Source organism: Stappia sp. MMSF_3263 (assembly GCF_030733745.1).
GTDB lineage: Bacteria > Pseudomonadota > Alphaproteobacteria > Rhizobiales > Stappiaceae > Stappia.
The window spans coordinates 121,100-138,802 of the sequence record NZ_JASHIK010000007.1 but is presented as its reverse complement, the minus strand read 5'-3'; the positions used below and the strand labels follow the sequence as shown (position 1 = coordinate 138,802).

Sequence of the window (17,703 nt, the reverse complement as noted above, 5' to 3'; positions counted from 1 at the left end):
CCGTTTACTCCGCGGCCTCTGCCGCGCGTGCCTTGGCGAGGGCCGAACACTCGGCCATCGTCGCGGAGGCCCGCGCGATCGGATTGGTCAGATAGAAATCGGCGATTGCCGGCTGGAACGCCTCGCCGCCGGTCTTGCCGCCGCGTGCGGCCGCATTGGCAACGCCCGCGCCGTCATCGCCGGCGATCGCGTCGATCGCCGCCATGTGCGGATGCGCCGCGTAAAGTGCCGCGCGCAGTTCGTCGAGGGAATCGAAGGCAAGCGCCTTGCCCAGCCGCGCGGACAGCGCCCGCAGGATCGCCCAGTCCTCGCGGGCCTCGCCCGGCGGGAAGCCGGCGCGCTCGCCAAGCTGGACACGGCCTTCCGTGTTGACCCAGGTGCCGGACTTCTCGGTATAGGCCGCACCCGCCAGGATCACGTCGGCCCGGTGGGCGCCGCGATCGCCATGGGTACCCAGATAAACGACGAAGGCATCGCCGAAGGCGCCCATGTCGACCTCGTCGGCGCCAAGTAGGAAGACCACGTCGATCTCGCCGGCGGAGGCCGCCTGCTGGATCTCGGCGACGCCCTTGCCGCCCTCGCCCGGCACGAAGCCGATGTCGAGGCCGCCAACCCGGGCCGCAGCCGTGTGCAGCACGCAAAAGCCGTTCCAGTCCGCGCTGATCGCACCGACCGATTGCGCCAGTTCCGCCGCGGCCGACAGGACCGCCGCGCCGTCGGCGCGCGACAGCGCGCCCTGGCCGAGGATGACAAGCGGACGCTCCGCCTTCTTCAGGATCTTGGCGAAGGCATGCTTGCCGGCCGCCAGTTCGGACAGCGTGTCGGGACCCGCGCCGAGATACGTGGTGGGATAGGTCAGGTCGGCCGGCTGGCCGATGACGCCGACCGGCAGCTCGCCCATGCGCATGCGCTTGCGGATGCGCGCGTTCAGCACCGGTGCCTCAATGCGCGGATTGGAGCCGATGATGAGGACGGCATCCGCGTCCTCGATGCCCTCGATGGTGGCATTGAAGAGATAGGAGGACCGGCCGAGCGCGGGATCGAGCGCCGCCCCGTCCTGCCTGCAGTCGAGATTGGCAGAACCGAGCCCGTCCATCAGCGACTTCAGCGCAAACATCTCCTCGACGCTGGCAAGGTCGCCGGCAATCGCCGCGATCCGCTCCGGCTTCGAGGCGGCAATCTTGTCGGCGATGGCGGTAAACGCTTCGCCCCAGCTGGCAGCGGCGAGCCGGCCGCCGGTCTTGACGTAGGGCCGGTCAAGCCGCTGCGTCTTGAGCCCGTCCCAGATGTAGCGGGTCTTGTCCGAGATCCACTCCTCGTTGACCGCCTCGTTGAGACGCGGAAGCACACGCATGACCTCGCGGCCGCGCGTGTCGACGCGGATCGCCGAACCGACCGCATCCATCACGTCGATGGATTCGGTCTTCTTCAGTTCCCAGGGCCGCGCCTGGAAGGCATAGGGCTTGTGCGTCAGCGCACCGACCGGGCACAGGTCGACGACATTGCCCTGCATCTCCGAGGACAGCGCGTTCTCGAGATAGGAGGTGATCTCCGCATCCTCGCCGCGCCCGATCAGGCCGAGGTCGGCGACGCCGCACACTTCCGTGGTGAAACGGACGCAGCGCGTGCAGTGGATGCAACGGGTCATGATCGTCTTGACCAGCGGGCCGATATACTTGTCCTCGACGGCGCGCTTGTTCTCGGCATAGCGCGAAGCGTCGACGCCATAGGCCATCGCCTGGTCCTGCAGGTCGCACTCGCCGCCCTGGTCGCAGATCGGGCAGTCGAGCGGATGGTTGATCAGCAGGAACTCCATCACGCCCTCGCGGGCCTTCTTCACCATCGGCGTCTTGGTGAACACCTCCGGCGCCTCGCCATTCGGGCCCGGGCGCAGGTCGCGCACGTTCATCGCGCAGGAGGCCACCGGCTTCGGCGGTCCGCCCTTCACCTCGACAAGGCACATGCGGCAGTTGCCGGCGATCGACAGCCGGTCATGGAAACAGAACCGAGGCACCTCGGCACCCGCCGCCTCGCAAGCCTGCAGCAGCGTGTAGTCCTGCGGAACCTCGATCTCCTTGCCGTCGACAAAGATCGTCTTGTTCATGCTGTGCTGCCCTCGCGGCTTTTCTGCGTCTCGAACCACAGTTCGAGGAGATCCGAAACGTCTATGCCGTCGATTGTCATGCCCTGCAATCGACTGTTGGTAATGGTTGCCCCGGCGAGATTGACATCGTCGATCCGCAGGCCGGCCAGATTGGCGTCGGACACCGTCCAGCCCGACATGTTCAGGTCGCGAAACTCGCAGCCCGACAGGTTCACATTCGTATACCGCCCACCCGACAGATTGACGTCGTCGAACACCCCGCCGGACATGTTGACATCATGGAAGCGAGATCCCGAGAGATCGCTCTTTTCCACGTCCAGCCTGTGTTTCTCGCCGTCGATTCGCATCATCCACCGCCTACTGTGCCGCCGCCAGCGCGTGCGCCGGCTTGCGGCTCTTGGCCGTGTACTGGTCGATGCGCTCCTCGATCAAGGGGCGGAAGTTGCGGATCAAACCCTGGATCGGCCAGGCCGCCGCATCGCCAAGCGCGCAGATCGTGTGGCCTTCCACCTGCTTGGTGACGTCGAAGAGCATGTCGATCTCTTCCTTGGCCGCGTTGCCGGCGACCATGCGCTCCATCACGCGCCACATCCAGCCGGTGCCTTCGCGGCAAGGCGTGCACTGTCCGCAGCTCTCGTGCTTGTAGAAATAGGAGAGCCGCGCGATCGCCTTGATGATGTCGGTGGAGCGGTCCATGACGATCACCGCCGCCGTGCCGAGGCCCGAGCCCAGGCCCCGCAGGCTGTCGAAATCCATCGAGCAGTCGGTGATGTTTTCCGCCGTCACGCAAGGCACCGAGGATCCGCCCGGGATCACGGCGAGCAGGTTGTCCCAGCCGCCGCGAATGCCGCCGCAATGGCGGTCGATCAGCTCGCGGAAGGGAATGCCCATCTCCTCCTCGACCGTGCACGGCTTGTTCACGTGCCCGGAGATGCAGAAGAGCTTGGTGCCGGTGTTGTTCGGCTTGCCCAGACCCGCGAACCACGCACCGGTGCGGCGCAGGATGGTCGGGGCAACGGCGATGGACTCCACGTTGTTGACCGTCGTCGGGCAACCGTAGAGGCCGACATTGGCCGGGAACGGCGGCTTCAGGCGCGGCTGGCCCTTCTTGCCCTCGAGGCTCTCGAGCAGCGCGGTTTCCTCGCCGCAGATATAGGCGCCGGCACCGTGGTGAACGTAGATGTCGAAGTCGTAGCCGTTCTTGTTGTTCTTGCCGATCAGGCCGGCGTCATAGGCCTGATCGATGGCGGCCTGCAGGCGCTCGCGTTCGCGAATGAACTCGCCGCGCACATAGATGTAGGCGGCGATCGCCCCCATCGCGAAACCGGCGATCAGGCAGCCCTCGACCAGCGTGTGCGGATCGTGACGCAGGATCTCGCGGTCCTTGCAGGTGCCGGGCTCGGACTCGTCCGCATTGACGACCAGATAGGCCGGCCGGCCGTCGCTCTCCTTGGGCATGAACGACCATTTCAGCCCGGTCGGAAAGCCCGCGCCGCCACGGCCGCGCAGGCCCGAGGTCTTCATCTCGTTGACGATCCAGTCGCGGCCGTTGTCGAGCAGCGCCTTGGTGCCGTCCCAATGGCCGCGCTGGCGCGCGCCCTCGAGGCCCCAATCGTGCAGGCCGTAGATATTGGTGAAGATCCGGTCCTGATCCTTGAGCATCTAGACCCCCTTCCCTTACGCCTTGCTCGAAGGAACGTCGCCACCGCCGACGCGCTTCGAGAATTCGGTTTCATCGCCCGCGGCAAGCACCTTGGCCTGCGCGATCCAGTCCTCGCGGTCGATCCGGCCCTTGAACTTCAACCGGGTATCGACCCAGGCCTTGTTCTCCTCGGTCCAGTTCGCGACCTGGTCGAAATGATAGACGCCAAGTTCGTTGAGGATGCCCTCGATCTTCGGGCCGACACCCTTGATCCGCTTGAGATCGTCGGCCTTGCCGCCGCGCGCGCCCTTGAGCAGCTCGGGCTCCTTCTCGGTACCCGGCGCAAGGTCGAGGCTCGTCTGGTCGGCGAGCACGGTCTTGACGTCCGGCTTCTTCGGAGCCGCGGCCTTGGGAGCTTCTGCCTTGGGTGCTGCGGCCTTGGGAGCTTCTGCCTTAGGAGCTTCTGCCTTGGCGGCAGGTGCCTTGGCTTTCGCCGCCGGCGTTGCAGTTGGAGCCTTCTTCGCGGACGTCTTTCCGGCAGAAGCACCCGGAACGCCGTTGAAGTCGTTGCCGCCGCCGTTGATCGAGGCGCCGGCAAAGGCGTGCGAGGCAACCTCCGCGCCGTTGACCAGATGCGGCAGGGGATCCGCACCTTTCGTCTTGTCCGGAAGGCCGGTCAGCGTCGTCGCGCCGCCTTCCGGCGCGCCGAAGCGGCGGCCGTTCTGCGGGCCCGGCGTGATCTCGCGACCCGCCGCGATGTCATCGATCAGCGCCTCGAGGCTTTCCGCCGTCAGGTCCTCGTAGGTGTCCTTGAAGATCTGGACCATCGGCGCGTTGACGCAGGCGCCGAGGCACTCGACCTCTTCCCAGGAGAAATCGCCGTCGCCGGACAATTCGTGCGCATGGGCCGCGATCTTCGACTTGCAGACCCGGATCAGGTCCTCCGAACCGCGCAGCTGGCACGGTGTCGTTCCGCAGACCTGGATATGTGCCTTCTTGCCGACCGGCGCGAGCTGGAACATCGTGTAGAAGGTCGCGACCTCCAGCACGCGGATGTCCGGCATCGACAGCATCTCCGCCACATAGCGGATCGCCGGTTCCGGCAACCAGCCTTCGTGCTGCTCCTGCGCCCGCCACAGCAGCGGGATCACGGCAGAGGCCTGACGCCCCTCCGGATAGCGCGAGATGACTTTCTTGGCCCAGTCCAGATTGGCCGCCGTGAAGGCGAAGCTCTCGGGCTGCTCAGGGTGAAGGCGACGAACGGCCATTACCGGTCAACCTCTCCGAACACGATATCGAGGGAACCAAGGATCGCCGACACGTCCGCCAGCATGTGCCCCTGGCACAGGAAATCCATCGCCTGCAGATGCGCGAAACCCGGCGCCTTGATCTTGCAGCGATAGGGCTTGTTGGTGCCGTCGGAGACCAGGAAGACGCCGAACTCGCCCTTCGGCGCCTCGACGGCCGCGTAGACCTCGCCTTCCGGCACCCGGTAACCTTCGGTGTACAGCTTGAAGTGATGGATAAGCGCTTCCATCGACTTCTTCATCTCGCCGCGCTTGGGCGGCACGACCTTGCCGTCGATGGACGAGACCGGACCTTTTTCGACCGTCAGCTTTTCCAGGCACTGCTTCATCAGCCGCACCGACTGGCGCATCTCTTCCATGCGGATCAGGTAGCGGTCGTAGCAGTCGCCGTTCTTGCCGACCGGAATGTCGAACTCGAGCTCGGAATAGCACTCGTAGGGCTGCGACTTGCGCAGGTCCCAGGCCGCGCCCGACCCGCGTACCATCACGCCCGAGAAGCCGCGCGCCCAGGCGTCTTCCAGCGAAACCACCGCAATGTCGACATTGCGCTGCTTGAAGATGCGGTTGTCGGTCAGGAGGCCCTCGATGTCATCGAGCGTCTGCAGGAACGGATCGCAAAAATCCCAGATGTCGTCGAGCAGGTCCGGCGGCAGGTCCTGGTGCACGCCGCCCGGCCGCACGAAGGCGGCATGCATGCGCGATCCCGAGGCCCGCTCGTAGAACACCATCAGCTCCTCGCGCGGCTCGAAGCCCCACAGCGGCGGCGTCAGCGCGCCGACATCCAGGGCCTGCGTCGTCACGTTGAGCAGATGCGACAGGATGCGGCCGATCTCCGAATAGAGCACCCGGATGAGCTGGCCGCGCTTGGGCACCTCGACGCCGACGAGCTTTTCCACCGCCAGCGCGAAGGCGTGCTCCTGGTTCATCGGCGCGACATAGTCGAGCCGGTCGAAATAGGGCACCGCCTGAAGATAGGTCTTGTGCTCGATCAGCTTCTCGGTGCCGCGATGCAGCAGGCCGATATGCGGGTCGACGCGCGTCACCACCTCGCCGTCCAGCTCCAGCACGAGACGCAGCACGCCGTGCGCGGCCGGGTGCTGCGGACCGAAATTGATGTTGAAGTTACGGACCTGGGCCTCAGCCATCTTGAGGATCCTGGTTGGGCGCGAAGAGAGCGAACACCTCGGCGCCTGTCATTTTCTGGGTCGAATTGGCAAACGTGTAGTTGTCGGGCTTCTCGTCAATGAAGATTTCCGAACTGAACGCGAAGACCGACGGGTCGTCGAACGCCTGGACCGAAACGCTGTGGTGCGAACCGTCCTGCATCCGCCACATCAGCGACGTGCCGCAGGTCTTGCAGAACACCCGCTCGCCATAGCCGGACGACCGGTAGACGCCAACGGCCGTCTCGTCCTCGATGGCGACATCGCCCGCGCACTGCACGGCCATGTAGACGCCGCCGCTCCAGCGGCGGCACATGGAGCAGTGGCAGACGCCCATGTTGCCGTCCTTCGGCTCAGCCGAAAAACGCACCGCGCCGCAAAGACATCCACCGTTCAGCCGGTCGCCCATCCCGTGATCCCTCAGCTTGCCTTCTCGTCGCCCGGAAGCACGTAGTCGACGCCCTCCCAGGGAGACATGAAGTCGAAGTCGCGGAACTCCTGGTTGAGCCGGACCGGCTCGTAGACCACCCGCTTCTTCTCGTCGTCGTAGCGAACCTCGACATAACCGGTCAGCGGGAAATCCTTGCGCAGCGGATAGCCGTCGAAGCCGTAGTCGGTGAGGATGCGGCGCAGGTCCGGATGGCCTGAAAACAGCACGCCGTACATGTCGTAGGTTTCGCGCTCGAACCATTCCGCGCCGGCGAACACGTCGATGATCGAGGGAACCGGCGTCTCCTCGTCGGTCGTCACCTTGACCCGCACCCGCAGGTTCTGCACCGGCGAGAGGAAGTGGTAGACAACCTCGAAGCGCCGGTCGCGCTTGGGCCAGTCGACACCGCAGATATCGACAAGGTTGACGAACAGGCAACTGGAATCGTCGCGCAGGAAGCGCACCACCTGGACGATATCCGAAGCCCGCGCGGCGAGCGTCAGCTCGCCATGGGCGACGGCGAAGCCGTCGAGGGCATCGCCCAGATGCGCCTGAATGTGTTCGCCAAGTTCGGCGAGCGTCTCGTCCATGATCCTGACCCGTCTTGTCGCGCCGGGGAGTTCGGACCCGCCCGGGGTCCGCGTTGGCGCAGGTTCAGCGTTCGATCGTACCGGTGCGGCGGATCTTCTTCTGCAGAAGAAGCACGCCGTAAAGCAGCGCCTCGGCGGTCGGGGGACAGCCGGGGACATAGATGTCGACCGGAACCACCCGGTCGCAGCCGCGCACCACCGAATAGGAATAGTGGTAGTAGCCGCCGCCATTGGCGCACGAGCCCATCGAGATGACGTAGCGCGGCTCGGGCATCTGGTCGTAGACCTTGCGCAGCGCCGGCGCCATCTTGTTGGTCAGCGTGCCGGCGACGATCATCACGTCCGACTGGCGCGGCGAGGCGCGCGGCGCGAAACCGAAGCGCTCGACGTCGTAGCGCGGCATCGACATCTGCATCATCTCGACCGCGCAGCACGCCAGGCCGAAGGTCATCCACATGAGCGAGCCGGTGCGCGCCCACTGGATCAGGTTGTCGGTTGCGGTGACGACGAAGCCCTTGTCGGCCAGTTCGTCGTTGATCTCGAGGAAGAACGGATCGCTGGCCCCGACAGGCTTGCCGGTGGCTGGATCGAGAATGCCCTTCGGAGCCTGGGCAACGAGCGGCTCGCGCGACGTCAGTCCCATTCCAGTGCTCCCTTTTTCCATTCGTAGATGAAGCCGACGGTCAGCACGCCGAGAAAGGTCATCATCGATCCGAACCCGTACCAGCCGAGGTCGCCGAACGCGACCGCCCACGGAAACAGGAACGCCACTTCCAGGTCGAAGATGATGAACAGCAGCGCCACCAGGTAGAACCGGATGTCGAACTTCATCCGCGCGTCGTCGAATGCGTTGAAGCCGCACTCATAGGCCGACAGCTTCTCCGAATCGGGGTTCTGGTAAGCGAGAATGAACGGCGAAATCAGAAGCGCGAGACCAATGACGAGCGATACCCCGATGAAGACGAGGATCGGAACATAGTCTCTCAGGAGCTCTTCCATGTTCAAACGTGTCCTTGCGCCAGGCCCTCAGCACCGAAGTGCGCTTACAGGCCGCGCGGACGCGGCCGAGCCTAATCCCGGCGATTGTGGCAGTGCGCGTGGAGAGGCGCGACCGCCAGTGCCCATAGGGGCACGCTTAGCCCACGCTCCACCGCAACGCAAGCCCGACGACGGTGTAATCGAAGCGGCATTTTCGCAAGCGCGAAATGACGTTGACGTCAATTTGAAGGCAAAGCCCGCATGCCTCAACGCGCGAAGCGCGCCGCCAGTTCGGGCCACTGCGCAAGGAGCGCCTTGCGGGCGCGGATACCCGGCGAGCCGCGCTCGCGGCTCTCGTCCTGGGCAAGCCTTGCAAAGACCACCCGGCGTGTCCCCTTTTGCGCCCAGCCGACGAACCAGCCATGGCCGCGCGAGCGGTCGAAGCTGCCATCGGCCCGGCGCGGATAGGCGCCGCCCGTCTTGCCCGCCATGCGCCACCCCGCGCCCGGCTCGACGCTTTCCACGATCCCCTCGGCCTGCGCCATCGCCGCCTCGGACAGCGGCAGGGAGCGGTTCAAGAGGCCGCGGAGAAAGCGCGTCTGCTCGCGGGGCGAGATCTTCAGCGAGGACGCGATCCAGGCGCGCTCCAGCCCGTTGCCCTTGCCCGGGTCGCCGGAAAAATCCGCATTGCCGTAGCCGATCGAGCGGGCGCGGTCTTCCAGCCTCGCCGCCCCCAGCTTCCGCGCCATGCGCTGCGAGTACCAGACCACCGAATATTTCATCCACCAGGCGGGATCGACATCCCCGCGCCACGGTTCCCCGCCCCAGTCGACCTCGCCCTTGGCGTAGGTCCAGACCGGCGCGTGCGGCCCGGCAAGGATGCCGTCCTCGAAACCGATGGCGGCAAGCGCCACCTTGAACGTCGAGGCTGGCGTCACCCGGCTGTCGCAGTCCCCCGATTCCAGCAGCGACGCACCGTCCTGCGAATCAATGACAAGGGTGCAGACGACGCCCGCCTGCGCCGCGCCGATGCCGGCCAGAAGGATCAGGGTCGTCGCGGCACTCAGAACCGGTTTGATGATCACGATCAGTCCTTTCGCAAGAAACACCGTCAATGAACGCCATTGGAACCGGAAGGATGTTGCGAAAGTGTGATCCCGGCCGCGATGCCGCAGGGCCGCCGAAGGAACCCCGGAGGGGGGGATTTTCAGGATCTCGTGGGGAAACATGGGGCGAGTGGCGCGAGTGACGGGGCTCGAACCCGCGACCTCCGGCGTGACAGGCCGGCACTCTAACCAACTGAGCTACACCCGCTCGCCCGCTTCGCATATGCGAAGGGCTCCGTAAGAGGCAAGTGGCGCGAGTGACGGGGCTCGAACCCGCGACCTCCGGCGTGACAGGCCGGCACTCTAACCAACTGAGCTACACCCGCTTGGCCTCTTGGCGACACAAGGCCGCCGGGAGTGGCGGTGATGTACGGCGAGCCGCGCTTCAAGTCAAGCGCAAGCGGTCTCCCATTGTGACGTTTCTGCAAAGCGCCATGCCCGCCCTGCCCTGCCGTCTGTGGAAAACGAGGGGACAGGGGCCGGCACAACGCGAAACGGGCGCCCGTTTCGAAATTCGTCATTGCCGCAAGGGGTCGGGCCCGTTTCAGAGCCGCGCCAGATACAGCATCGGATCGACGGGCTTGTTGCCGCGGCGCAGTTCGAAGTGCAGCTGCGGCTGCGTCACCGAGCCGGTGGAACCGGCCTTGGCGACAGTCTGGCCGCGCTGCACGGTGTCGCCGCGCTTGACCAGCAACTCGCTGTTGTGGGCATAGGCCGAGACCCAGCCATCGTCGTGGCGGACCAGCACGAGGCTGCCATAGCCCTTCAGCTCGTTGCCCGAGTAGATCACCGTGCCGTCCTCGACGGACTTGATCTCGGTGCCTTCCGGAAGAGCCAGGTTGATGCCGTCATTGCGCGCCCCGCCGGGCTTGGAGCCAAAGTCGGAGATGATCCGCCCCTTGGCGGGCCAGCGGAACCGGCGCTCGCCGTCGTTGGAGGCAGCCCCCGTGTCGCGGTTGACGGAGATCGGAGCCGTGGGCGCCGCCTCGACCCGCGCAACGCGCGGGGGAACGGGCTCGCTCGCCGAGGAAGTGGCGCCCGTACGGCTGGACAGGGTTGCCGGCTTACGCTTCGGCTGAGCCCCGACAGACGGGGCATCGCTGCGCGTCGGCGTGGAGAGCGACGCGACGCGCACCGGCGCGCCGGGCTTTGCATGCGGCTTGGGCGCGTTTGCGGCGAATGCCGCCCCGGCCGGGATCGATCCGGTCACGCTCGGTGTCCCGCCGGCCGACGGCAGGCGCACGGGCTGCGAGGGGGCCGCCGCCGCGATGTTCGGGGCGCCATGGACATAGGTCGGAATGGTGACGCGCTGACCGGCGGGGAACGAACCGTTCGGCTCGACGCCGTTGATCTCGGCCAGCACGTGCTGGGGAATGCCGTAGCGGCGCGACATGCTGGCGACGGTATCGCCGGACCTGGCGCTGACCTGCGTCGCGCCCGCCGTCGTCCAGCCGCGCACGGTGCGCTGAGCAGCCCCGGTGGAGGCATTCGACGACATGATCGAGCGGGCCTCGCCCGCATTCGTGACCGGCGTGGTCGACACGGTGCTTGCACGGGGCGTCGGCACGGATGCGAATGTTGCCGGACGCGTCGGGGTGGTCGGCGCGCGTGCCGGGATCGAGCCCGTGGCGATGCGAGAATTGGCCGAGGTTGGCGGCGGCAGGGTCGATCTTTCGACCTTCGCGCTGACCTGGGGACGGACATCGCTCCGCGGGCCTGCCGCGACATCGTCGAAGCTTGGCTGCGACGTGCCGAGCATGGCGCGCTGGTTCGCGGTGTTTCCGGTGAAGATGGGATCTTCGAAGCGCTCGACACCTCCGCTGCACGCCCCGGCAAGTGCGGCAAGCACAAGCACGATGGCGGTCTGCGAAAGCAGTCGGGATGAAGGACGGAAAGTCTGCATGGACATGGCGCTACTCGGACTGAAGACACCTGAGTTCGTTATGTCCGATTAAATGCCGGTAACGTTTATAAAGACTTAAAGCGCGCTGTTTTTACGTAAACCATCTGCAAACGATACAAGCTAGAGACGGGTCGCCACGCCTTCGACCAGCGGCACGAAGCGCACATCCGCAAGCACCCGGCGTTCCAGCACCGCACCCCGTCTTTCCACCATTACAAGTTGCTGGACGGTGCCCTTCGGGCCAAGCGGCAGGATCAGCTTGCCGCCGTCGGCGAGTTGATCGGCCAGCGGCCGGGGGATGTCCGGGCCGGCCGCGGTGACCACGATCCGGTCGAACGGCGCCTTCTCCGCAAGGCCTTCCAGCCCGTCGCAATGATGCACTTCGACGCTGCCGATCTTCAACGTCGCCAGCCGTTCGCGCGCAAGATCGACAAGCGTGCGGTAGCGCTCCAGCGAATGCACCTCGCCGGACAGATGACCCAGGATCGCGGCCTGATAGCCCGATCCCGTTCCGACCTCCAGAACACGATGTGCGGACTGGACGTCGAGCGCCTCCGTCATCATCGCCACGAGGCTTGGCTGGGAGATGGTCTGGCCGCACTCGATCGGCAGGGCGCTGTCCATCGCGGCATGGCGCTGCAGCGCCGCCGAGAGGAACAGCCGCCGGGGCACCCGCTCGATGGCCGAGAGCACCTTGTGGCTGCGGATGCCTTGCGAGCGCAGGCTCAGGATCAGCGCGGCATTGGCCTCGCGGTCGGCTTCCGCCTGTCGCGCGCCCGCATTCATCCGTTCGCCGATGTCGTCGCCGTCCTCGCTCAACGTTCCCTCCCCGCGCCCGCGCTGCAGGCTCAGGCCAAAAGGTCCTTCAGTTCGCCGATAACGTCGAAGGACGTCAAGTCGAGCTTCAGCGGCGTGACGGAGATGTAGCGGTTGGCGAGCGCCGACAGGTCGGTATCGCGCGGCGGGTTTTCCTCCGCATTGCGGAAGCCGAGCCAGTAATAGGGAACGCCGCGCCCGTCCGTACGGGCATCGACGGCGAGTTCGCTGACCTTGCGCTTGCCCTGGCGCGTCACCTCGATGCCGGCGACTGCGTCGGGCGCGCAGGCCGGGAAATTCAGATTGAGCAGCGTGTCGGCGGGAAACGTGAAGCCCAGCAGCTTGCTGATCAGCGCCGGCGCATGCGCGACCGCGCAGGCATAGTCGGCGCGCGCGCCTTCCGACCAGGCGACGGCCTGCGACAAGGCGATCGAGCGGATGCCGGTGAGCGTGCCTTCCATCGCACCGGCGATGGTGCCCGAATAGGTCACGTCGTCGGCGGCATTCTGGCCGCGATTGACGCCGGACAGGATCAGGTCGGGCCGCTCGGGAAGAATCTCGCGCACGCCCATGATGACGCAATCGGTCGGCGTGCCGCGCACCGAGTAGCGCTGGTCGCCCAGCTTGCGCACCCGAAGCGGGTCGTGCAGCGTCAGGGAATGCGCGACACCGCTCTGGTCGCTTTCCGGCGCCACAATCCACACGTCGTCCGAGAGTTCGCGCGCGATCTTTTCAAGCGCGGCAAAGCCCTCGGCATGAATGCCGTCGTCATTGGTCAGCAGAATTCGCATCAAAGTCCCTCGATGGTCTCGAGCCCGCCCATATAGGGCCGCAAGGCGTCGGGCACCGTGATGCTGCCGTCCGCGTTCTGATAGTTCTCAAGCACCGCGATCAGCGCGCGGCCGACGGCGATGCCCGATCCGTTGAGTGTGTGAACGAACTTCAATCCCTTCTCGCCCGCCGGGCGATAGCGGGCATTCATCCGCCGGGCCTGGAAGTCGTCGCAGACCGAACAGCTCGAAATCTCCCGATAGGCGTTCTGCCCCGGCAGCCAGACCTCGATGTCATAGGTCTTGCGCGCGCCAAACCCCATGTCGCCGGCGGAAAGCGCCATCACCCGGTAGGCAAGGCCGAGGCGCTTCAGCACCTCTTCGGCGCAAGCCGTCATGCGTTCCAGTTCCTCAAGCGAGTCCTCCGGCCGCGTCACCGACACCAGCTCGCATTTCCAGAACTGGTGCTGGCGCAGCATGCCGCGCACGTCGCGCCCGGCCGATCCGGCTTCCGAGCGGAAGCACGGGGTCAACGCCGTGACGCGCAGGGGCAGCTCGGCCTCATCGACGATCTCGCCGGCGACCATGTTGGTCAGCGGCACCTCGGCGGTCGGGATCAGCCAGCGGCCGTCGGTCGTCTTGAAGAGATCCTCGGCGAACTTCGGCAGCTGCGACGTGCCGAAAAGCGCCTCGTCGCGCACCAGCAGCGGCGGCGACACTTCCATGTAACCGTGCTCGCCGGTCTGCAGGTCCATCATGAACTGGCCGAGCGCACGCTCCAGACGCGCAAGCTTGCCCTGCAGCATGACGAAACGCGACCCGGACATGCGCCCGGCGCGCTCGAAGGCAAGCCCGGCCTGGATGCCCGAAATCTCGAAATGCTCCTTCGGTGCGAAATCGAGGACGGGCGGCGTGCCGACGGCGCGCAGCTCCACGTTGTCGTTCTCGTCGGCGCCGTCGGGAACATCGTCATGCGGCATGTTGGGCAGCACCGACAGGGCGTCCTGGAGCTCGGCCGTGATCTGGCGCTCGCGCTCCTCGCCGTCCTGGATCGCGGTCTTGAGCTTGGCCACCTCGTCGATGACCGCCTGCGCGGCCGCATCGTCGCCCGACGCCTTCGCCTTGCCGATTTCCCTGGAGGCGGCGTTGCGGCGCTCCTGAGCCTGCTGGAGTTCGGCGATCAGCGCGCGGCGCCGGTCGTCGATGGCGACCAGAGCCCCGGCCTGGGGGCCGAGACCGCGCCGCTTCATGGCATGATCGAAAGCCGCGGCATTGTCGCGGATCCACTTGATGTCGAACATGAAAGAACCCCGGGATAGGTACGCGCGCGCCGTTGCGGCGGCAGGAGAACCCGGCCCGGAAATGCTGCTCAGGCGTCCGCCTCGGCAGCCTCCCGCTCGGCCCGCTTCTTCTCGACCAGCCGGACGCAAATGATCGACACTTCGTAGAGAAGCAGGGTGGGAAGTGCAAGGCCGATCTGGCTGATCGGATCGGGCGGCGTCAGCACCGCGGCCAGCACGAAGCCGATGACGATCGCGTATTTGCGCTTCGCCCGCAGGCCCTCCGCCGTGACCATGCCGACCCGGCCGAGCAGCGTCAGCAGGACAGGCAGCTGGAACACCAGGCCGAAGGCGAAGATCAGCGTCATGATCAGCCCGAGATACTCGCTCACCCGCGCCATCAGCTGGATCTTGGCCTGCCCGTCCGTGCCGTCCTGCTCCATCGACAGGAAGAAGCCCATGGCAAGCGGCATGATCAGGAAGAAGACCAGCGAGGCGCCGATGCTGAACAGGATCGGGGTCGCCACCAGGAACGGCAGGAAGGCCCCGCGCTCGTGCTTGTAGAGGCCGGGCGCCACGAACATGTAGAGCTGCGAGGCGATCACCGGGAAGGCGATGAAAAGCGCGCCGAAGAAGGCGAGCTTCAGTTGAGTGAAGAACAGCTCCTGCGGCGCGGTGAAGATCATCTCCACCTGGCGGCCCGCCGCGTTCTCGTAGGGGATGATCAGGATGTTGTAGATGGTCTGCGAAAAGTAGAAGCAGACGATGAAGGCGATGAGCACCGCCACCACCGTCTTCAGCAGCCGGCTGCGCAGTTCGATCAAGTGTTCGATCAGCGGCGCCTTGGAGGCGTCGATATCATCCTGGCTCATGCCTTGCCGTCACCCGCCGTCTTGGGCGCCTGTTCGTCGTTGCCGCCCGATGCATCCGCGGGCGCACCGGCAGATGTTCCCGGACCTTGCGTGTCCGCCGCGCCCTGCGGGCCGGCGGCAGCGGGAGCATTCCCGGCATCCGCCGCCACATCCGTCTTGTCGGAGGGCGCCTCCGCCGCGGCCGACTGGGCCCCTGCCGACTGGGCCCCTGCGGCCTTCGCCTTGGGCTTGCTCGGCTTGTCGACATTGATGGATTTCTTGAGATCGCCGAGCGGATCGAAGTTCGCGGCCTTCTCGACCTGCGATTTCATGTCCGCGATGTCGGCCTGCTGCTCGGCCTCGCGCAGCGCCTCGTTGAATGTCGACTGGAAGTCGCTCGCCATGCGGCGCACCTTCCCCAGCGTCTGGCCGAAGGTCCGCAGCATCCGCGGCAGGTCCTTCGGGCCGACGACGAGGATCATGACGACGGCGACAACCAGCAGTTCCGTCCAGCCGATATCGAACATCTGGGTCCGTTTTCCGCGCTCGCGAGGTCACAACGCCGCGGCTCCGGGCACCACCTGAGTAGACCGGATGCCGGGCAGGCCTTGCCCGCCGGCGACCGAGTGCGCCGACCGGCCGGGCGTGATGGCGCTCAGCCCGCCTGGGACTTGTCTTCGGACTTGTTGGTGACGACCGTCTCGTCCGCCTTGTGGTCGATGGTCTTGGCACCGTCTGCCGTCGTGGCGTCGTCGTCCTCGTTGAGCCCCTTCTTGAAGCTCTTGATGCCCTTTGCGACGTCTCCCATCAGCTCGGAGATCTTGCCGCGACCGAACAGCAGAACAACGATCACCGCGATGATCAGGATCTGCCAAATGCTGATACCCATACGCCAACTCCCTGGTCTTTCCGGTGCACGCGCTCCGGCGCGGCACTATTGCAACAAAGCGGTCGCGACCGCAACCAACCGTTTCCGCCGATCCCGGTCAATCGACCGGACGTGCAAAGGCAAGCACGTCGCGCGCGTCGATCCGCACGCCGACATCCATGCCCACGGCAAAGCGTCCCCCGTCGCGTATGCGCGCCTGCAGCGGCAGTTCGAGCCCGTCGACAGCCACCTCGACAAGGTCGACCTCGCCGATGAAACGGCGACGCATGACGCGCCCCGAGCGCCCCTCGCCCGGTTCGCCCAGCACGATGCCCTGCGGCCGGACGCACACATCCACCACCGTGCCGGCGGCGATGCCGGGCGCCGGATGCCGACCGAAGATCGTCTCGACCTCGCCGTCTCCTGCCACGGCATCGAGCTCGTTGAGTTCGGAGAAGAAACGGGCGACGAACATGTCGACCGGATGATTGTAGAGGTCGTTGGCGCTGCCCAACTGCACCAGGCGGCCCTTGCGCATGAGGGCGATCCGGTCGCCCATGCGCATCGCCTCCTCCGGATCGTGGGTCACCAGCATGCAGGTGGCGCGCGTCTCGCGCAGCACCGACAGCGTCTCGTCGCGCACCGTGTCGCGCAACCGCCGGTCGAGGCCGGAGAACGGCTCGTCCATGAGCAGCACGCCGGGACGCGGCGCGATGGCGCGGGCCAGCGCGACCCGCTGCTGCTCGCCGCCTGACAGCGCGTGCGGATAGTCCTGTGCATGATCGTAAAGGCCGACCCGCGTCAACGCGTTGAGCGCCGTGCGCTGCGCCTCCGCCTTGCCCAGATGGGTCAGGCCGAAGGCGACATTGTCGGCGATCGTCAGATGCGGAAACAGCGCGTAGTCCTGGAACATCAGCCCGACGCCGCGCTTTTCCGGCGGCTGGAAGACGCTCGGGCCGGCGACCTCGCGCTCGTTGATCAACACCCGGCCCGCGCTTTGCCGCTCGACGCCGGCGGCGATCCTGAGCAGGGTCGTCTTGCCACAGCCCGAATGGCCGAGCAGGCAGAGAACTTCGCCCGGCTCGACCGTCAGGTCGACCGAGCGCACGGCCGCGAGCCCCGCATAGGCATGGCTGACACTCTCGAAAGCCAGTCGCGCCGCGATGGTCGCGCCCGCCGTGCCGCGCACGCCCCAGCGCTTCTGCGCCACGTCGGTGGCGGCCGGCTCAGCCATGGTCGTCATGTTCGGCCTCGCCGCTCGTATCGTCCAGGTCGAACAGTTCGTCGTCCTCGATCGGGTCTTCCTCCGCGCCCAGCTCCGCCGAATCGTTCGGCACCGGAACCGTGAAGCCGGCCGGCACGGCGCTGTCGAGCAGCCCCGTTCCCTTCAACTCCTCAAGTCCCGGCAGGTCGCCGACGGAGGCCAGCATGAAATGCTCCAGGAACGCGTCTGTGGTGCCATAGGTAACGGGGCGCCCGGGCGTCCGTCGCCGGCCGCGCATGCGTATCCAGCCCGTTTCCAGCAACACGTCGACCGTGCCCTTCGACGTCGAGACGCCGCGAATTTCCTCGATCTCGGCCCGTGTCACCGGCTGGTGATAGGCGATGATCGCCAGCGTCTCCAGCGCCGCGCGCGACAACTTGCGTTCCTCGACCTGTTCGCGGGCGAGCAGGTAGGACAGGTCCTCGGCGGTGCGGAACCCGTATTTGCCGCCGATTTCCACGACATTGACCCCGCGCGTGGCGTAGATCCGCCGAAGCTCGGCGACCAGCGCGGGGATATCCGCGCCGCCCGGCAGGCGAATGGCCAGTTCCTCGGCGCTGAGCAGGTCGCGAGAGGCAAAAAGCAGCGCCTCGACCATGCGCACGCCGCTGGCAAGCGCCAGCGCCCTCTC

The 17,703-nt window shown here is 66.3% G+C and carries 19 protein-coding genes and 2 tRNA genes; all 21 read right to left on the bottom strand.

From position 1 onward, the window contains the following. Window positions 1-4 precede the first annotated feature (4 nt). The 21 genes from nuoG to scpB all read right to left on the bottom strand — a co-directional run bounded on the left by nuoG (window position 5) and on the right by scpB (window position 17,670). Window positions 5-2,104: an NADH-quinone oxidoreductase subunit NuoG gene (nuoG, locus tag RBB46_RS10205; RefSeq protein ID WP_306028870.1), complete on the bottom strand. Its 2,100-nt coding sequence runs from the start codon at window positions 2,102-2,104 to the stop codon at window positions 5-7. Next, window positions 2,101-2,454 carry a pentapeptide repeat-containing protein gene (locus RBB46_RS10200; RefSeq protein WP_336623154.1) on the bottom strand — a complete coding sequence of 118 codons (354 nt, stop codon included), beginning with the start codon at window positions 2,452-2,454 and terminating at the stop codon, window positions 2,101-2,103. Before RBB46_RS10200 ends, nuoG begins: the two co-directional genes overlap by 4 nt. Before the next feature lie 7 nt (window positions 2,455-2,461). After that, window positions 2,462-3,766, bottom strand: a complete 1,305-nt coding sequence (gene nuoF / locus RBB46_RS10195) for an NADH-quinone oxidoreductase subunit NuoF (protein ID WP_306028869.1) — start codon at window positions 3,764-3,766, stop codon at window positions 2,462-2,464. A 15-nt stretch (window positions 3,767-3,781) separates the two neighbouring features. Next, complete coding sequence (locus RBB46_RS10190) at window positions 3,782-5,014, bottom strand: NADH-quinone oxidoreductase subunit E (protein ID WP_306028868.1); 1,233 nt, start codon at window positions 5,012-5,014, stop codon at window positions 3,782-3,784. Continuing rightward, on the bottom strand, window positions 5,014-6,198 hold the full coding sequence (locus RBB46_RS10185) for an NADH-quinone oxidoreductase subunit D (protein WP_306028867.1): 1,185 nt from the start codon (window positions 6,196-6,198) through the stop codon (window positions 5,014-5,016). The genes RBB46_RS10190 and RBB46_RS10185 overlap by 1 nt, the downstream gene beginning before the upstream one ends. Further along, on the bottom strand, window positions 6,191-6,625 hold the full coding sequence (locus RBB46_RS10180; protein WP_306028866.1) for a GFA family protein: 435 nt from the start codon (window positions 6,623-6,625) through the stop codon (window positions 6,191-6,193). Before RBB46_RS10180 ends, RBB46_RS10185 begins: the two co-directional genes overlap by 8 nt. A gap of 11 nt (window positions 6,626-6,636) precedes the next feature. After that, window positions 6,637-7,239, bottom strand: coding sequence for an NADH-quinone oxidoreductase subunit C (locus RBB46_RS10175; RefSeq protein WP_306028936.1), 603 nt, complete (start codon window positions 7,237-7,239; stop codon window positions 6,637-6,639). A 61-nt stretch (window positions 7,240-7,300) separates the two neighbouring features. Beyond that, window positions 7,301-7,879, bottom strand: coding sequence for an NADH-quinone oxidoreductase subunit B family protein (locus tag RBB46_RS10170; RefSeq protein WP_306028865.1), 579 nt, complete (start codon window positions 7,877-7,879; stop codon window positions 7,301-7,303). Further along, the gene (locus RBB46_RS10165) at window positions 7,870-8,235 is read right to left on the bottom strand and encodes an NADH-quinone oxidoreductase subunit A (protein WP_306028864.1); all 366 of its coding nucleotides are present in this window, start codon (window positions 8,233-8,235) and stop codon (window positions 7,870-7,872) included. Before RBB46_RS10165 ends, RBB46_RS10170 begins: the two co-directional genes overlap by 10 nt. Window positions 8,236-8,480: 245 nt before the next feature. Continuing rightward, the gene (blaOXA, locus tag RBB46_RS10160; RefSeq protein ID WP_306028863.1) at window positions 8,481-9,299 is read right to left on the bottom strand and encodes a class D beta-lactamase; all 819 of its coding nucleotides are present in this window, start codon (window positions 9,297-9,299) and stop codon (window positions 8,481-8,483) included. Between the two features lie 152 nt (window positions 9,300-9,451). After that, window positions 9,452-9,528: transfer RNA gene (locus tag RBB46_RS10155), tRNA-Asp, on the bottom strand. 41 nt (window positions 9,529-9,569) lie between these two features. Beyond that, a tRNA-Asp gene (locus RBB46_RS10150) sits at window positions 9,570-9,646 on the bottom strand. 218 nt (window positions 9,647-9,864) lie between these two features. Further along, window positions 9,865-11,229, bottom strand: coding sequence for a murein hydrolase activator EnvC (locus RBB46_RS10145; protein WP_306028862.1), 1,365 nt, complete (start codon window positions 11,227-11,229; stop codon window positions 9,865-9,867). 114 nt (window positions 11,230-11,343) lie between these two features. Next, on the bottom strand, window positions 11,344-12,042 hold the full coding sequence (locus RBB46_RS10140; RefSeq protein WP_306028861.1) for a protein-L-isoaspartate(D-aspartate) O-methyltransferase: 699 nt from the start codon (window positions 12,040-12,042) through the stop codon (window positions 11,344-11,346). A gap of 29 nt (window positions 12,043-12,071) precedes the next feature. Beyond that, window positions 12,072-12,830 (bottom strand): 5'/3'-nucleotidase SurE, encoded by a 759-nt coding sequence (gene surE / locus RBB46_RS10135; RefSeq protein WP_306028860.1) that lies wholly within the window; start codon window positions 12,828-12,830, stop codon window positions 12,072-12,074. Continuing rightward, window positions 12,830-14,110, bottom strand: a complete 1,281-nt coding sequence (serS, locus tag RBB46_RS10130) for a serine--tRNA ligase (RefSeq protein WP_306028859.1) — start codon at window positions 14,108-14,110, stop codon at window positions 12,830-12,832. Before serS ends, surE begins: the two co-directional genes overlap by 1 nt. Window positions 14,111-14,178: 68 nt before the next feature. Continuing rightward, on the bottom strand, window positions 14,179-14,961 hold the full coding sequence (gene tatC / locus RBB46_RS10125; RefSeq protein ID WP_306028858.1) for a twin-arginine translocase subunit TatC: 783 nt from the start codon (window positions 14,959-14,961) through the stop codon (window positions 14,179-14,181). Next, on the bottom strand, window positions 14,958-15,467 hold the full coding sequence (gene tatB / locus RBB46_RS10120) for a Sec-independent protein translocase protein TatB (protein WP_306028857.1): 510 nt from the start codon (window positions 15,465-15,467) through the stop codon (window positions 14,958-14,960). Before tatB ends, tatC begins: the two co-directional genes overlap by 4 nt. A 128-nt stretch (window positions 15,468-15,595) precedes the next feature. After that, entirely contained in the window at window positions 15,596-15,829 is a 234-nt protein-coding gene (locus RBB46_RS10115; RefSeq protein ID WP_306028856.1) for a twin-arginine translocase TatA/TatE family subunit, read from the bottom strand. A gap of 97 nt (window positions 15,830-15,926) precedes the next feature. Then, window positions 15,927-17,051, bottom strand: a complete 1,125-nt coding sequence (locus RBB46_RS10110) for an ABC transporter ATP-binding protein (RefSeq protein WP_306028855.1) — start codon at window positions 17,049-17,051, stop codon at window positions 15,927-15,929. Further along, window positions 17,035-17,670: an SMC-Scp complex subunit ScpB gene (gene scpB, locus RBB46_RS10105; RefSeq protein ID WP_306028935.1), complete on the bottom strand. Its 636-nt coding sequence runs from the start codon at window positions 17,668-17,670 to the stop codon at window positions 17,035-17,037. The genes RBB46_RS10110 and scpB overlap by 17 nt, the downstream gene beginning before the upstream one ends. Window positions 17,671-17,703: the final 33 nt, after the last annotated feature.

Bases quoted from the DNA above. Each gene is read 5' to 3' on its own strand.
- tatC (WP_306028858.1), bottom strand. From the start codon at position 14,961: ATGAGCCAGGATGATATCGACGCCTCCAAGGCGCCGCTGATCGAACAC.
- RBB46_RS10170 (WP_306028865.1), bottom strand. From the start codon at position 7,879: ATGGGACTGACGTCGCGCGAGCCGCTCGTTGCCCAGGCTCCGAAGGGC.
- RBB46_RS10185 (WP_306028867.1), bottom strand. From the start codon at position 6,198: ATGGCTGAGGCCCAGGTCCGTAACTTCAACATCAATTTCGGTCCGCAG.
- surE (WP_306028860.1), bottom strand. From the start codon at position 12,830: ATGCGAATTCTGCTGACCAATGACGACGGCATTCATGCCGAGGGCTTT.
- RBB46_RS10165 (WP_306028864.1), bottom strand. From the start codon at position 8,235: ATGGAAGAGCTCCTGAGAGACTATGTTCCGATCCTCGTCTTCATCGGG.
- nuoG (WP_306028870.1), bottom strand. From the start codon at position 2,104: ATGAACAAGACGATCTTTGTCGACGGCAAGGAGATCGAGGTTCCGCAG.
- serS (WP_306028859.1), bottom strand. From the start codon at position 14,110: ATGTTCGACATCAAGTGGATCCGCGACAATGCCGCGGCTTTCGATCAT.
- scpB (WP_306028935.1), bottom strand. From the start codon at position 17,670: ATGGTCGAGGCGCTGCTTTTTGCCTCTCGCGACCTGCTCAGCGCCGAG.
- RBB46_RS10115 (WP_306028856.1), bottom strand. From the start codon at position 15,829: ATGGGTATCAGCATTTGGCAGATCCTGATCATCGCGGTGATCGTTGTT.
- nuoF (WP_306028869.1), bottom strand. From the start codon at position 3,766: ATGCTCAAGGATCAGGACCGGATCTTCACCAATATCTACGGCCTGCAC.
- RBB46_RS10110 (WP_306028855.1), bottom strand. From the start codon at position 17,051: ATGACGACCATGGCTGAGCCGGCCGCCACCGACGTGGCGCAGAAGCGC.
- RBB46_RS10200 (WP_336623154.1), bottom strand. From the start codon at position 2,454: ATGATGCGAATCGACGGCGAGAAACACAGGCTGGACGTGGAAAAGAGC.
- RBB46_RS10190 (WP_306028868.1), bottom strand. From the start codon at position 5,014: ATGGCCGTTCGTCGCCTTCACCCTGAGCAGCCCGAGAGCTTCGCCTTC.
- tatB (WP_306028857.1), bottom strand. From the start codon at position 15,467: ATGTTCGATATCGGCTGGACGGAACTGCTGGTTGTCGCCGTCGTCATG.
- RBB46_RS10145 (WP_306028862.1), bottom strand. From the start codon at position 11,229: ATGTCCATGCAGACTTTCCGTCCTTCATCCCGACTGCTTTCGCAGACC.
- RBB46_RS10180 (WP_306028866.1), bottom strand. From the start codon at position 6,625: ATGGGCGACCGGCTGAACGGTGGATGTCTTTGCGGCGCGGTGCGTTTT.